Raw genomic sequence first — 14,969 nt, 5'->3', positions numbered from 1 at the left:
CCGGTTTCGGTGTGTCAAGGCGTCATTTTCACGCGAGAAACAGGAACGAAATCGCCTTAACCAGCCGCTGCGCCGGCCTGCGATGCGTGGTCGAACCTGTCGATAGCGGCCCGCCCCGCCTATATCGGCGGATAATCCTGCTCTAAAGGCTCCCCTTCGAGCCCCGCAGCGCGGCTGTGGGTGGTAAAACGATTCGCATGACCGATCCGACCAAGCGCCAGCCTCTCGACCTCTCCAGCTATCAGCCCGCCGCCGGCGGCATCGCCGCGCGCGCCCGCGCCGCGGCCGGCCCGGCCTATCTGTCCGGCCTCAATCCGGAGCAGCGCGACGCCGTGGAGACGCTCGACGGCCCGGTGCTGGTGCTGGCCGGCGCCGGCACCGGCAAGACCCGCGTGCTGACCACGCGGATCGCTCACATCCTTTCCACCGGCCGCGCCCGCCCCGCCGAGATCCTGTCGGTGACCTTCACCAACAAGGCGGCGCGCGAGATGAAGCTGCGGCTCGGCCAGATGCTCGGCCAGGCGGTCGAAGGCATGCCGTGGCTCGGCACCTTCCATTCGATCGGCGGCCGCATCCTGCGCTATCACGCCGAGCTGGTGCAGCTCACCTCGAACTTCACCGTGCTCGACACCGACGACCAGATCCGCCTGCTCAAGCAGCTGCTCGCCGCCGACAACATCGACGACAAGCGCTGGCCGGCGCGGATGCTGGCCGGACTGATCGACGGCTGGAAGAACCGCGGCCTGACGCCGTCGCAGGTGCCGGCCGGCGAAGCCGCAATGTTCGGCAACGGCCGCGGCGGCAAGCTCTACGCGCAATACCAAGAGCGGCTGAAGATCCTCAACGCCGCCGACTTCGGTGATCTGCTGCTGGAAAACATCCGGCTGTTCCGCGAACATCCCGACGTGCTGCGCAGCTACCAGTCCCGCTTCAAGTTCATCCTGGTCGACGAGTATCAGGACACGAACGTCGCGCAGTATCTCTGGCTTCGGCTGCTGTCGCAGACGTCTTCTGCCTCATCGTCATTGCCGGGCTTGACCCGGCAATCCATCGCTTCTTCGCAAAACGATGGATCACCGGGTCTCGACGCTACGCGTCGGCCCGGTGATGACGACCGAGGTAGCAGCGATGTCGTTGCCCAAACCTCGCCCCCCAAAAACATCTGCTGCGTCGGCGACGACGATCAGTCGATCTATGGCTGGCGCGGCGCCGAGGTCGATAACATCCTGCGGTTCGAGCACGACTTTCCCGGCGCCAAGGTCATTCGCCTCGAGCGCAACTATCGCTCCACCGGCCACATCCTCGCCGCCGCCTCGCACCTGATCGCCCATAACGAAGGCCGGCTCGGCAAGACGCTGCGCACCGAAGACGTCGACGGCGAGATGGTCACCGTCACCGGCGCCTGGGATTCGGAAGAAGAAGCCCGCGCGATCGGCGAGGAGATCGAGCAGCTGCAGCGCCAAGGCCACGCGCTCAACGAGATCGCCATCCTGGTGCGCGCGTCGTTCCAGATGCGCGAGTTCGAAGACCGCTTCGTCACCCTCGGCCTGCCCTACCGGGTGATCGGCGGCCCGCGGTTCTATGAGCGCGCCGAAATCCGCGACGCGCTGGCGTATTTGCGGGTGATCAACTCGCCGGCCGACGATCTCGCCTTCGAACGCATCGTCAACGTGCCGAAGCGCGGCCTCGGCGACGCCACCGTGCAGATGCTGCACGACCACGCTCGCAAGCGCCGTATTCCGTTGTTCGAGGCGGCGCGGATGGTGATCGACACCGACGAACTGAAGCTGAAAGCGCGCGGCAGCCTGCGCGGCCTGATCGAGAATTTCGAACGCTGGCAGGTGCAGCGCGACGCGCTGGCGCACACCGAGCTTGCCGAAATCGTGCTCGACGAGAGCGGCTACACCGAGATGTGGCAGAAGGACCGCTCCGCCGATGCCGCCGGCCGGCTGGAGAACCTGAAAGAACTCGTGCGCTCGATGGAAGAGTTCGAGAATCTTCAGGGATTCTTAGAGCACATCTCGCTGGTGATGGATCGCGAAGGCGGCGCGGACGAAGACGCCGTCAGCGTGATGACGCTGCATTCCGCCAAGGGCCTCGAATTCGAGACCGTGTTTCTGCCCGGCTGGGAGGAAGGCCTGTTTCCGCATCAGCGCGCACTCGACGAACAGGGCCGCGCCGGCCTCGAGGAAGAGCGCCGCCTCGCCCATGTCGGCATCACCCGCGCCCGCAAGCGCGCGAAGTTGTACTTCGCCACCAACCGCCGCATCCACGGCACCTGGAACACCACGATCCCGTCGCGCTTCCTCGATGAACTGCCGGCGGCGAACGTCGAGATCACCGAGTCAAAAGGCGGCTCCGGCTGGGGCGGCATGAGCGGCTACGGCCCGTCGCGGTTCGACAACGTCGAGTCGTTCGGCTCGAGCTACTCGCCCCCGGGTTGGCAGCGCGCCCAGGCGCAGCGCGGTCGCAGTGGTGGCGGCAGTAACGGTGGCCGCAGCGGCGGCTTCGGCGAAAGCGGCTCGTCCTACTCGTCCGGGACCACCCGCCGCGCCCCCTTCACCATCGAGGGCGAGCTGGTCGCCAAATCCACCGGCACAGAGTCGGCATTCTCGCCGAAGGATCGCGTCTTCCACCAGAAGTTCGGCTACGGCCACGTCACCAAGATCGACGGCAACAAACTCACCATCGTGTTCGACAAGGCCGGCGAGAAGAAGGTGGTCGATAGTTTCGTGGAGCGGGTGTGATGGTCCACTACGTCGCCTTGATCCATCAGGACTCCGACGGTAGCTACAGCGTGTCGTTTCCCGACATTCCAGGCGTCGTCACCGCCGGTGAGACGATCGAAGAAGCCGAGGAAGAGGCCGCCGAGCTTCTCGCCTATGCGATTGAGGATTCAGATGGTGCGATCGCGCTGAAACCGCCGCGGTCGATCGACGAGCTGAACAATGACCCGGCCTTCGTCGCAGCTAGCAAAGACGCGATCGTGGCGCTGATCGAATTTGACGCCGACGCAGACGCGGCGGAGTAAAACCCGCCTCTCTCCGTCATTGCGAGCGAAGCGAAGCAATCCAGAAACTCAGCGCACAGGGTCTCTGGATTGCTTCGTCGGCTTCGCCTCCTCTCAATGACGCGGTCAGGTTTCGGTGCCAGGAAGCCACGACGCGATGAGGTGGCAAGGGTCGGTGCCACCAAGCCGCGACGCGAAATTTTCCCCTCCCCGGCCTGTTCGTCCTGTCGGTTGCGCCAATCCTCAGCCGTCCTTATGTAAGCCGCCCGCACGTCACGGCTGCGGTCCGCCTGTCCCCGCCGAAGTTTCGCGAGCCCGCATGGCCCCGATCATTTCCGTCAAGAATCTGAGCAAGACCTACGGCACCGGGCGCAAGGCGCTGAACGGGGTCAGCCTCGACATCATGGGCGGCGAGATTTTCGCGCTGCTCGGCCCGAACGGCGCCGGCAAGACCACGCTGATCGGGACGATCTGCGGGCTGGTCAATCCGACCGGCGGCAGCGTGACGGTCGACGGCTACGACATCATCACCGACTATCGGGCGGCGCGCGAGCTGATCGGGCTGGTGCCGCAGGAGCTGCACACCGACGCGTTCGAGTCGGTGTGGGACACGGTGAGTTTTTCCCGCGGGCTGTTCGGCAAGCCGAAGAACCCGGCGCATATCGAGAAAGTGCTGCGCGACCTGTCGCTGTGGGACCGCAAGGACAGCAAGATCATCACGCTGTCGGGCGGCATGAAGCGCCGGGTGATGATCGCGAAAGCGCTCAGCCACGAGCCGCAGATCCTGTTTCTCGACGAGCCGACCGCAGGCGTCGACGTCGAACTGCGCAAGGGAATGTGGGAGGTGGTGCGCGCGCTGAAGGCGACCGGCGTCACCATCATCCTGACCACGCATTACATCGAGGAAGCCGAGGAGATGGCCGACCGCGTCGGCGTCATCAACCACGGAGAGCTGATCCTGGTCGACGAAAAATCGGCGCTGATGCAGAAGCTCGGCAAGAAACAGCTCAAGCTGCATCTCGACGCCCCGATCGACACGGTGCCGCCGCAGCTCGCCGCCTATGGCCTGACGCTGTCGGACGACCGCAACAAGCTGATCTACACCTACGACACCCGCGCCGAACACACCGGCATCACCGCGCTGCTCGGCGACGTCCGCGCCGCCGGCATCCGCTTCCACGATCTCGACACCAGCCAGAGCTCGCTGGAGGAGATCTTCGTCAGCCTGGTGAGGACGTGAGCATGAACCTGCGGGCGATCCGCGCGATCTATCTGTTCGAAATGGCGCGGACCTGGCGGACGCTGATGCAGAGCATCGTGTCGCCGGTGCTGTCGACCTCGCTGTATTTCATCGTGTTCGGCGCCGCGATCGGCTCGCGGATCGACCAAGTCGAAGGCGTCAATTACGGCAGCTTCATCGTGCCGGGTCTGATCATGCTCAGCGTGCTGACGCAGAGCGTCGCCAACGCCTCGTTCGGCATCTATTTCCCGAAATTCACCGGCACCATTTATGAGATCCTATCGGCGCCGGTGTCGTTTCTGGAAATCGCGGTTGGCTATGTCGGCGCCGCGGCCAGCAAGTCGATCATCCTCGGCCTGATCATCCTGGCCACCGCCGGCCTGTTCGTGCCGCTGCACATCGCCCATCCCATCTGGATGTTCGCGTTTCTGGTACTGACCTCGGTGGCGTTCAGCCTGCTCGGCTTCATCATCGGCATCTGGGCCGACGGTTTTGAGAAGCTGCAAGTGGTGCCGCTCTTGATCATCACGCCGCTCACCTTCCTGGGCGGCAGCTTCTATTCGATTTCGATGCTACCGCCGGTCTGGCAGACCATCGCGCTGTTCAACCCGGTGGTTTATCTGGTCTCCGGCTTCCGCTGGAGCTTCTACGAGATCGCCGACGTCAATGTCGCCGTCAGCCTCGCCGCCACCTTCGGCTTCCTGCTCGCCTGCCTCGCGGTAGTGTGGTGGATCTTCAAGACCGGCTATCGCCTGAAGGCCTGAGCGCAGCAGCTTCGTCACCAGACACGTCGTAAACAAAAAGGCGCGGCCCGATGGCCGCGCCTTGATTGTTTATGAGCCGCTCGTCTTAGCGGCGATAGCAGCGGAAGTTGCCGCTCCGGGTGTAATAGCCCTTGCAGCGATGGCCGCGGTGATAGCGGTAGCGCGGGCCGTGGTTCGGCAGGCCGAGCACGCCGTTCACCGCACCCACCGCGCCGCCGACGCCGGCACCAATCGCGCCGCCCACGGCGCCGCCGATCGGTCCGGCCGCGCGATTGCCTTCACGGGCGCCCTGCTCCGCGCCGCGCACGATGCCCTGCGAATGACCCGCGGTCGGAATCGCCAGCACCGCGAGCGCCAGGGCGGCTGCTGCGAACAGTGCTTTGAACGGGGTGCGCTCTGCGCGAACGGCGAACGCCTTGGCAGTGGTCTTCATCGATGTCCCTCCGGATTGAAACGCCCGACAGAACGCCGGGCGCGGACTCTGCAGCACATTAACACGCCCGCGCGCCTCGGGTTCCCGTTTCGCCGAGATTCCGCCGTGGTGGTGTCTTGATGCTGCCGCTGGAGTCGCCGAAGCCATCTTAACGATGCCGAAGGTTTTGCCGCTGCGGCACAGCGGCGACTGGAAACTGTCGCAGCCGCTATGCATATTACCATCGGGCGGGCAAGGAAGTGAAAGGATCGGGCCAGGAGGCCGCACAATGCGTTCGTATCTCGTATCTCTGACCGGCCTGATCCTGCTGGCGGTCTCGAGCACCGCTCAGGCGAAAGTCGCCATTACTGTCGACAAGGACAATCAGCAGCTCACCGTCGCGGTCGACGGCGTCGAGCGATACCGCTGGCCGGTGTCGACCGGCAATCCGTCGCACGAAACGCCGAACGGCAAATTCCAGACCTTCCGGATGGAAGCCGATCATTATTCGAAGGAGTTCGACGATGCGCCGATGCCGCATTCGATCTTCTTCACCAAGCAGGGTCACGCCATCCATGGCACCGACGCGGCCGGCAAGCTCGGCGTGCCGGTGTCACACGGCTGCGTGCGGCTGTCCCGCGACAACGCTGCGACGCTGTACGCGCTGGTCGAGAAGGAAGGCGTGCTCAACACCACGGTGACGCTGACCGGCTCGTCGCAGGTCGCGCTGGCGCGGCTGAAGAGCAAGGGCGGCAATGCCATCGCCCGTGCCGAACCGCTGCCGTCTCCGACCTATGATGCCAACGGCCAGCCGATCGATTTGGCCCCGAGCCGGCCGCGCGCGGTGCGCCCGCAGGTCACCGATGACGGCTACATCTACCCGGCCGACGGCAGCTACGCCGACCGCCGCTACCCGGCCCCTCCCGGCTATCGCCGCGTCGCGCCGCCGCAATACGGCTACGTCGAGAACGACTCCTACGCCCAGGATTACGCGCCGCGACGTTATTATCAGCCGCGCGGCTATTATGACGGCGGCTATGGCGGCTACTCGGCGTACTGAGCCGAGCCACGACTGACCCGATTGAAACGCGCGGCCTCCCCGGGCCGCGCGTTTTGTTTTGCCTAGAGCATTTCTGATTTCGACGGAATCAGGACCGCACTTCCTAGCGGTCGCAGCTTGCAGAACCTCATGGTGAGGAAGCGCGAAGCGCCGTCTCGAACCATGTGCCGCAAGCCCTGCGGCTCCTCATGCTTCGAGACGCCCGGCTTTGCCGGGCTCCTCAGGATGAGGGCTTTAGTGCGCTTGGAAAGGTCAAGTTCGCTTCAATCAAGAAGAAGCGCTCTAATCCTCGCCGTCGCGCAGCCGGCGCCACACCGCGCCGAGCACGTTGGAGTAGTCGTCGGTCCACACCCGGTCGCCGTCGCGCGGCGCGGTCAGGGTCCAGTCGTCATTGGCGGCGAGCCGACCAATGTCCGCCGCCTCGCGGGCCGAGATCACCACCGAGGTGGCGAAGATGTATTCGGCGTCGCGCCCGGCATCCTGCGACGCGACCCAGCTCTTCAGACCGTTGGCGTCGGCGATGCCGACCGCCACGCTTGCCAGTTCGAGATGGCGGTTGGAGACGTGCATCAGCACGGCGCCCTGCGGCGCCAGCTTGGCCTTGTAGATCGCCATCGCCTCGCGAGTGGCGAGATGGATCGGGATCGCGTCCGACGAATAGGCATCGACGATGATCAGGTCGTAGGCGCCGTCCGGCTCATGCGCAAAGGTCAGCCGCGCATCGCCGACCACCGGCTGCAGATCCGGCGCGCATTTGCTGACGAAGCTGAAATATTTCGGGTCGCGCGCGGTATCGATCATCGACTGATCGATCTCGAAGAACCGCCAATGCTCGTCCGGTGCCGCCGCGCAGGTCAGCGTGCCGGAGCCGAGCCCGATCACGGCAACGCGGATCGGGCCGCCCTTACGCTCGCGGAGCGCGGTGATCGCCTGCCCGATGCCGCCGTCCTTGTGGTAGTACGAGATCGGCTCAGGCCGGCCGGTGACCGGCGTGCCATCGTCGTTCAGCACGCGCTCGGCACCGTGGATCGTGGTGCCGTGCAACAGCACATGGAAGCGGCCGTCCGCCGTCACCTGGATCTTGTGCACGCCGAAGAAGCTGCGCACCGTCTCGATCCGCCCCTCGTCGGCCGGATACAGCCGGATCAACACCAAAGCCAGCACGACCGTGGCGAGCAGCTTGGCCGGCGCTGCGCGCAACACCACCGCGAGAACCACGCCGAGCCCCACGACATCGCCGATCACCAGCACGCGGTTGGTGGCGAACCACTCGTGCAGCTTGCCGGTGGTGAACGCCGAGGTGATCAGCACCACCGCCAGGGCGGCGATCAGTAGCCAGATCGCCGCCGACCATTGCGGCCGCCATTCCGGCGTCTGCGGCCGGCACAGCACTGCCAGCGCCAGCAGGATCGGGTATTCGGCGATCCAGGAGAACGTGTACGGCGCCAGCAGCCCGGCAAACAGGCCGCCGACCATGCCCCCGAACGACAGCGCCACGTAGAAGCCGGTGAGATATCGCGCCGGCGGCCGGGTCCGCGCCAGCTCGCCATGGCAGGCCATCGCGATGATGAAGAAGCACACCAGGTGTCCGCCGAGCGTCAGCAACAGATTGTGCTCGGAGGCCGAATACGCCAGCAACACCACGATCACCGCGATCGCGATCGGCTGCAGCGCCAGCATCCATTTGTGCGGCAGCAGCGGCCGCGACTGGAACACCAGCACCCAGGTGAGCAGGTACAGCGACAGCGGCAGCACCCATAGCAGCGGCGCGGCGGCGACGTCGGTCGAGATGTGCGCCGTAACGGCGATCAGCAGCCCGGACGGCACCGCGGCGAGGAACACCCAGCGCCCCACCGTCAACCACGACGGCGCCGGGACGTCCTGATCGTCGGCAATCACGTCGACCGCAGCAGCGGCCGGTGCGCGCAGCAGCAGCACGCCACAGGCAGCGATCAGCAGGATCAGCACGCCGTAGCCGGCGGTCCACATCAGGTTCTGCAGCCGCAACGTCAGCAGCGGCTCGAGCAACACCGGATAGGACAATAGCGCCAGGAAGCTGCCGATGTTGGACGCCGCATAGAGGAAGTAAGGATCGCGGCCGTCGGGATGGCCGGTGCGGACGAACCACGCCTGCAGCAGCGGATTATTGGCGGCGAGCGCGAAGAACGGCAGGCCGATCGACACCGCGAACAGGCCGAGCAGCCACAGCTCATAACCGCTCGCGGGCGGCGTGCCCCATCCGCCGGCGATCGCCAACGGCAGCGTCAGCAACGCGCCGACCAGCACGAGCAGGTGCACGACAACCGACACGCGGCGGTCGGCAAACCGGCTCAGCCCGTGCGCATAGGCGTAGCCGGCCAGCAGCAGCGCCTGGAAGAACACCATCGCCACCGACCACACCGCCGGCGAGCCGCCGAGCCGGGGCAACACCATTTTGGTGAACAGCGGCTGCACTGAAAACAGCAGCAGCGCGCTGACGAAGATCGCGGTGGTATAAACGATCAGGATCTGCCGGTTGCGCGCCGGGCTGTTCGGGCTCGCGCCGAGGGTCGGTTCAGTCATGGCGTCTCCTGCTGCGGTCCGCCGCGGCGGACGCTGGACATCGTCGGCCATGGCGATGGATTCCGGCAGGCCCGTGACGCGCCGCATCCTAGCGTCGCTCTGTGAACAATGGCAAAACCAGCCGCGAACGTGTCTGTCACATCCGGTCCGGGAACCTTCCGATGTCCGATCCCGACGTCCTGATCATCGGTGCCGGTCACAACGGCCTCACCTGCGCGGCCTATCTGGCGCGCGCGGGATTGAAGGTGAAGGTGGTGGAGCGCCGCAGCGTGGTCGGTGGCGCCGCGGTGACACAGGAGTTTCATCCTGGCTTCCGCAACTCGGTCGCGGCCTACACGGTCAGCCTGCTCAATCCGAAAGTGATCGCCGACCTCAAGCTGCACCAACACGGGCTCAGAATCGTCGAGCGCAAAGCGCAGAACTTCCTGCCCGCACCGGATGGCCAATATCTGCTCACCGGCAACAACTTCACCGCCGCCTCGCTGGCGCGGCTCAGCCCGCATGATGCCGCAGCGTTCGGCGGGTTCGCGGCCGAGCTCGAAATCATCGCCGATGTGCTGCGGCACTTCGTGCTGCGCGCCCCGCCCAATGTGGTGGCGCAGTTCGGCTTGCCGGCGATCCGCGAGAGCCTGAACGCGCTCGGAACCGCCAACCGGCTGCGGGCCCTCACCATGGAGCAGCAGCGGCTGCTGCTCGATCTGTTCACCTGCTCGGCCGGAGAGATGCTCGACGCGCGATTCGAGCACGATCTGGTCAAGGCGCTGTTCGGCTTCGACGCCATCGTCGGCAACTACGCCAGTCCGTATGCTGCCGGCTCGGCCTATGTGATGCTGCATCACGCGTTCGGCGAGGTGAACGGCAAGAAGGGCGTCTGGGGTCACGCGCTCGGCGGCATGGGCGCGATCAGTCAGGCGATGGCTGCGGCTGCGCGGGCCGCTGGCGCGGAGATCGAGACCTCCGCTGGCGTGCGCGAGGTGCTGGTCGAGAAGGATCGCGTGGTCGGCGTCACCCTCGACGACGGCCGCAGCGTGCGGGCGCGGTTCGTGGCGTCCAACGTCAATCCGAAGCTGCTGTACACCCGCCTGCTGCCGCAAGATGCCCTGCCCGACGACGTCCGCCGCCGGATGCAGCACTGGAAGACCGGTTCAGGCACGTTCCGGATGAATGTCGCGCTGTCGCAGCTGCCGTCGTTCACTGCGCTGCCCGGCGACGGCGACCACCTCACCGCCGGCATCATCATCGCGCCGGGCCTGCCCTACATGGACCGCGCATATCAGGACGCCCTCGCCCACGGCTGGAGCCGCGAGCCGGTGGTCGAGATGCTGATCCCGTCGACGCTCGACGACAGCCTGGCGCCGACCGGCCAGCACGTCGCCAGCCTGTTCTGCCAGCACGTCGCGTCGGACCTGCCGGACGGCGCCTCCTGGGACGCCCACCGCGACGAGGTCGCCGACCTGATGATCGCCACCGTCGACCGCTACGCCCCCGGCTTCGCCGCCAGCGTGCTCGGCCGGCAAGTGCTGTCGCCGCTCGATCTCGAGCGCGAATTCGGCCTGGTCGGCGGCGACATCTTCCACGGCGCGCTCAGCCTGAACCAGCTGTTCTCGGCTCGCCCGCTGCTCGGCCATGCCGACTATCGCGGCCCGCTGAAGGGCCTGTACCACTGCGGCAGCGGCGCCCACCCCGGCGGCGGCGTCACCGGCGCTCCCGGCCACAATGCGGCTGCGGCGATCCTCAACGACCACCGCAGCTTGTTCGCAAGCCGTGGATAAGTTCGGGGATAAGCCTGTGGATAAACTGTGGAAAACTTGTAGATGAACAGTGCGGCTGCGGGCGTTTTTCAGCCGCGCAGGCAGCGCTTGGCTTCGGCGATCTGCGCCCAGCTGTAGCCGTTCTTCAGCGCCCAGGCGATCGACTTGGCCCGGCCGTGTTCGCTGACGTAGTAGCGCACCGTGACGCAATCGACGCCCGCCGGAATGGCGGTCTGCCCAGCCGGGAAAGCTACCGGCGTCACGCCGCCCTGCCCTTCGGCGAAAGCCGCGGGCGTGCCAACGGTTGCGAGCAAGGCTGAAACGAACACCATCGTAGACAGTTTTCGGCGCCGGGTGGCGGTCGCGCACAGAACTTCGTTGGCCTTGCTCATCAAACCTCATGTCGTTGGGGATCGTCGCTGGCGGCGCCGTCATTGGAGCTGCGGCCAAGCGCGCGAACCCATTGGCCAAAGAACAAGGCGACAATAGGACTCTCACAACCAAAACTTGAAACGCAGCCGGCACGGAACTGGTTCCGCGCATCTATTTCGCACCCGCTATCCGTTGGGGCGGACCACTCCCTGGGAAGCGTGTGCGTAACAGAACCTCCGAGTCGTTTTCTGTCCACGCGCATAGGCTTCGCAGCCGTTCGTCACGCTGTGCACGAATCTGGCGACAAGTTGCGCGAAGGCTGTGGAGAACCGTGAATCTTGCGGATTCAACCCTGTGCATAAGTCATGGACAAGCTGTGCGTTTCCGGCGCAGAAGCGGTGGACGATCTGTTGAGAGATCACTTCAGCCGCGCCCTTTCGCTGCCAACCTTCGGACCTGCCATGACTGATCCCGCCCCCACCGTCCGCGCCAGCTTCGTACTCGGCGACGAGGCCACCGCCCGCCGCGTCACCGACCTGCTCGGTGAGTGCTTCGACGAGGCCGAGATGGCGATCGCAGCGTTCGAGCGGCCAGACCGCAGCTGGGAAGTGGCGCTGCATTTCGGCGAGCAGCCGAACCTCGACCATATCCGCGAGCTGGTGGCGCAGGCCGCCGGCCCCGAGGCCGCGCAGGCGATCAGCCTCGAAACCGTCGCCGCCAAGGATTGGGTCGCAGCGAGCCTGGAAGGGCTGGTGCCGGTCCCGGCCGGCCGCTTCGTCGTCCATGGCAGCCACGACCGCGACCGTGTCCCGGCCAACAAGCTCGGCATCGAGATCGAAGCGGCGCTCGCGTTCGGCACCGGCCATCACGGCACCACCCGCGGCTGCCTGACCCTGCTCGATCTGGTGTTGCGCGCCGGCCCGCCGCAGCGCGTGCTCGACCTCGGCACCGGCACCGGCGTGCTGGCGATCGCCGCCGCCAAGGCACTGCGCCACACCGTGCTCGCCACCGACATCGACAAGCAGTCGGTCGCGGTCGCGCGCGAGAATGCGCGGCTCAATGGCGTCGGCAATCTGGTTCAAGCCGAATGGGCAACCGGCTTCGCCTCGCCGGTGTTCGCCGCCCACGCGCCGTTCGATCTGGTGCTGGCAAACATCCTCGCCAACCCGCTGCGGGCGCTGGCCCAGCCGATGAGCGAGCACCTGGCGCCGGGCGCCCTGGTGATTCTGTCGGGGCTGCTGCAGCCGCAGGCGCAGAGCGTGATCGCGGCGTATCGGGCGCGCGGCTGCGTGCTGCTGAGGCAGCTGGTGATCGAAGGCTGGAGCAGCCTGCTGCTGGTGAAGACGTTCTGACGGGGAGCGCTGCTGAGCGGATGCTCAGTGCGCGGGCTTGTCGGGGAAGCGGCTGTGGGCGTCGCCGTTCGGGTCGGTGCGCCTGACCGCCGACTGGACGAAACGGTCCAGGATGCGCACGATCACACCACGCGGCTGCGGCTGCTCGGGCTCGACGTTCGGAGGCGTACCACCCGGGCGGACCGGCGGGGAAATCTTCTCAAACGTAAAAGCAGGCATGGTGTATCACCTCGTCGTTGAGTTGAGACACTCCCGGGATTGTCCCGGACGCGTTGTCAGAGCGTGGTGCAGCTGGCACTGCGGAGCTCTCGCCCGTCTCTTGCGGGCTCGATAAATCAAGCATAACTCGTGCCATAAGCTGGACTTTATGCATATCGCGTGAGCCGTGCGCAACGTGTCGAGGGAGCAGACCGCTATGTTCGAGTCGCATTTCCAGAGCTTCGAGGAGCCCGAGAGCGGCGTCGCACTCACCGCGCGGCTGTCGGCGTTTCGCGAAGAGCTGCTGCGGCGCAAGCTCACCGGATTTGCGATTCCCCGCGCCGATCAGCAACAAAACGAATATGTGCCGCCGTCCGACGAGCGGCTGGCGTGGCTCACCGGCTTCACCGGATCGGCGGGTCTGGCGTATGTGCTGATCGATCAGGCCGCGCTGTTCGTCGACGGCCGCTACACCTTGCAGGCCGCCAAACAGGTCGACGGCAATGCGTGGTGCATCGAGTCGCTGGTCGAACCGCCGCCGGAGCGCTGGCTGGAGACGCATCTGAAAGCCGGTGATCGCCTCGGATTTGATCCGTGGCTGCACACTTCTTCGGCAGTCGAACGGATGCAGGCCGCCTGCGCCAAAGCCGGCGCCGAGCTGGTCGCGGTCGACGGCAATCCGGTCGATGCGGTGTGGAGCGAACGCCCCGCGCCGCCGCTCGGGCCGGTCACCGTCCACGGCGTGGAATTCGCTGGCGAGAGCGAGGCCAGCAAGCTCGGGCGCATCAACGAGGAGCTGGCCCGGCTGAAGGCCGATGCGCTGGTGCTGTCGGATTCCCACGCCGTCGCCTGGACCTTCAACATCCGCGGCGCCGACGTCTCGCACACGCCGCTGCCGCTGTCCTACGCGCTGCTGCCGAAGGACGGCCGCCCCACCATCTTCATCGACGGCCGCAAGCTGTCGAACAGCGTGCGCGACCATCTCGAACAGACCGCCGAGGTCGCCGAGCCGGCCGAGCTGGCGCCGATGCTCCGCGAGCTCGCCAAGACCGGCGCCACCATCGCGCTCGACAGCGCCACCGCGGCCGATGCGCTGACCCGGCTGATCAAGGAGGCCGGCGGCAAGCCGCTGCGCGGCGCCGATCCGGTCGCGCTGCTCAAGGCGGTGAAGAACCAGGCCGAGATCGACGGCACCCGCGCCGCGCATCGCCGCGACGCGGTGGCGCTGGCGCGCTTCCTCGCCTTCATCGATGCCGAGGCGCCGAAGGGCACGCTGACCGAGATCGATGCGGTCGAAGCCCTGGAGACGTTCCGCCGCGACACCGGCGCGCTGAAGGACGTGTCGTTCCCGACCATCTCCGGCACCGGCCCGAACGGCGCGATCGTGCATTATCGGGTCACCCGCAAGAGCAACCGCCGCATCCAGCCCGGCGACCTCTTACTGATCGATAGCGGCGCGCAGTATCAGGACGGCACCACCGACGTCACCCGCACCATCGCGGTCGGCGAACCGACCGCGGAGATGCGCGACCGCTTCACCCGCGTGCTGCGCGGTCACCTCGCGATCGCCCGCGCGGTGTTTCCCGACGGCACCACCGGCGCGCAGCTCGACACGCTGGCGCGGCAGTTCCTGTGGCAGGCCGGAATCGATTTCGAGCACGGCACCGGCCACGGCGTCGGCAGCTATCTGTCGGTGCACGAAGGCCCGGCGCGGATCTCCAAGCTCGGCACCACGCCGCTGAAGCGCGGCATGATCCTGTCCAACGAGCCCGGCTACTACAAGACCGACGGCTTCGGCATCCGGATCGAGAATCTCGAACTCGTAGTTGAAAAGCAGATCGACGGCGCCGAGAAGCCGATGAACGGTTTCGAAGCCCTGACGCTGGCGCCGATCGACCGCCGCCTGATCGAGGTGGCGATGCTCAGCACCGAGGAACGATCCTGGCTCGACGCCTACCACGCCCGCGTCCGCGAAACCGTCCGTCCCCACCTCGACGGCCCCACCCAACTCTGGCTCGATCAGGCGACCGCGCCGCTGGGGTCCTGAACACGTGAAGCGGTGAGCACTTCCCTCTCCCCGAGTCATTCCGGGGCGCGAGCGCCAGCTCGCGAACCCGGAATCTGAAGCGGGCACGGCCTGGAGCTGCGTCGCGCACACTAACCTCGAGATTCCGGGTTCGCCGCTGCGCGGCGCCCCGGAATGACACGCGAGATTTTCTGCGCACGCGCCCCGGAATGACAGGTTGAG

Annotated in this window: 12 protein-coding genes; 8 read left to right on the top strand and 4 right to left on the bottom strand. The window is 66.3% G+C overall.

What is annotated here, in order from left to right; translation table 11 throughout:
- Positions 1–197: 197 nt before the first annotated feature.
- From DY467_RS09545 to DY467_RS09530, 4 genes are all read left to right on the top strand, one after another.
- Positions 198–2,747: an ATP-dependent helicase gene (locus tag DY467_RS09545; RefSeq protein WP_164635589.1), complete on the top strand. Its 2,550-nt coding sequence runs from the start codon at positions 198–200 to the stop codon at positions 2,745–2,747.
- Positions 2,747–3,031 carry a type II toxin-antitoxin system HicB family antitoxin gene (locus DY467_RS09540; protein ID WP_164635587.1) on the top strand — a complete coding sequence of 95 codons (285 nt, stop codon included), beginning with the start codon at positions 2,747–2,749 and terminating at the stop codon, positions 3,029–3,031. The genes DY467_RS09545 and DY467_RS09540 overlap by 1 nt, the downstream gene beginning before the upstream one ends.
- Before the next feature lie 298 nt (positions 3,032–3,329).
- Positions 3,330–4,250 (top strand): ABC transporter ATP-binding protein, encoded by a 921-nt coding sequence (locus tag DY467_RS09535; protein WP_164635585.1) that lies wholly within the window; start codon positions 3,330–3,332, stop codon positions 4,248–4,250.
- A 2-nt stretch (positions 4,251–4,252) separates the two neighbouring features.
- Positions 4,253–5,014: an ABC transporter permease gene (locus DY467_RS09530; protein WP_164635583.1), complete on the top strand. Its 762-nt coding sequence runs from the start codon at positions 4,253–4,255 to the stop codon at positions 5,012–5,014.
- A gap of 85 nt (positions 5,015–5,099) precedes the next feature.
- On the opposite strand, the gene DY467_RS09525 is transcribed toward DY467_RS09530, so the two are convergent.
- Entirely contained in the window at positions 5,100–5,447 is a 348-nt protein-coding gene (locus DY467_RS09525) for a hypothetical protein (RefSeq protein ID WP_164573876.1), read from the bottom strand.
- Between the two features lie 268 nt (positions 5,448–5,715).
- Here DY467_RS09525 and DY467_RS09520 point away from each other — a divergent pair, with 268 nt between their 5' ends.
- Positions 5,716–6,486 (top strand): L,D-transpeptidase, encoded by a 771-nt coding sequence (locus DY467_RS09520; protein ID WP_164635581.1) that lies wholly within the window; start codon positions 5,716–5,718, stop codon positions 6,484–6,486.
- A 282-nt stretch (positions 6,487–6,768) separates the two neighbouring features.
- On the opposite strand, the gene DY467_RS09515 is transcribed toward DY467_RS09520, so the two are convergent.
- The gene (locus tag DY467_RS09515) at positions 6,769–9,048 is read right to left on the bottom strand and encodes a spermidine synthase (RefSeq protein ID WP_164635580.1); all 2,280 of its coding nucleotides are present in this window, start codon (positions 9,046–9,048) and stop codon (positions 6,769–6,771) included.
- Between the two features lie 161 nt (positions 9,049–9,209).
- On the opposite strand from DY467_RS09515, the gene DY467_RS09510 reads away from it, so the two are divergent.
- Positions 9,210–10,820 carry a phytoene desaturase family protein gene (locus tag DY467_RS09510; RefSeq protein ID WP_164635578.1) on the top strand — a complete coding sequence of 537 codons (1,611 nt, stop codon included), beginning with the start codon at positions 9,210–9,212 and terminating at the stop codon, positions 10,818–10,820.
- 68 nt (positions 10,821–10,888) lie between these two features.
- Here DY467_RS09510 and DY467_RS09505 read toward each other — a convergent pair whose 3' ends face one another.
- Complete coding sequence (locus DY467_RS09505; protein WP_164635576.1) at positions 10,889–11,191, bottom strand: hypothetical protein; 303 nt, start codon at positions 11,189–11,191, stop codon at positions 10,889–10,891.
- Positions 11,192–11,632: 441 nt separating this feature from the next.
- On the opposite strand from DY467_RS09505, the gene DY467_RS09500 reads away from it, so the two are divergent.
- Positions 11,633–12,523 (top strand): 50S ribosomal protein L11 methyltransferase, encoded by an 891-nt coding sequence (locus DY467_RS09500; RefSeq protein ID WP_107346672.1) that lies wholly within the window; start codon positions 11,633–11,635, stop codon positions 12,521–12,523.
- Between the two features lie 24 nt (positions 12,524–12,547).
- Here the strand turns inward: DY467_RS09500 and DY467_RS09495 are convergent, their stop codons facing one another.
- The gene (locus tag DY467_RS09495) at positions 12,548–12,742 is read right to left on the bottom strand and encodes a hypothetical protein (RefSeq protein WP_107345293.1); all 195 of its coding nucleotides are present in this window, start codon (positions 12,740–12,742) and stop codon (positions 12,548–12,550) included.
- Between the two features lie 196 nt (positions 12,743–12,938).
- Between DY467_RS09495 and DY467_RS09490 the strand changes: the two genes are divergently transcribed.
- Positions 12,939–14,768 (top strand): aminopeptidase P family protein, encoded by a 1,830-nt coding sequence (locus DY467_RS09490; RefSeq protein ID WP_164635574.1) that lies wholly within the window; start codon positions 12,939–12,941, stop codon positions 14,766–14,768.
- Positions 14,769–14,969 lie beyond the last annotated feature (201 nt).

The organism is Rhodopseudomonas sp. BR0G17, assembly GCF_010907025.1.
Classification (GTDB): Bacteria; Pseudomonadota; Alphaproteobacteria; order Rhizobiales; family Xanthobacteraceae; genus Rhodopseudomonas; species Rhodopseudomonas palustris_H.
The sequence above is the reverse complement of the archived record's forward strand: the minus strand, read 5'-3'. Positions and strand labels throughout refer to the sequence as shown.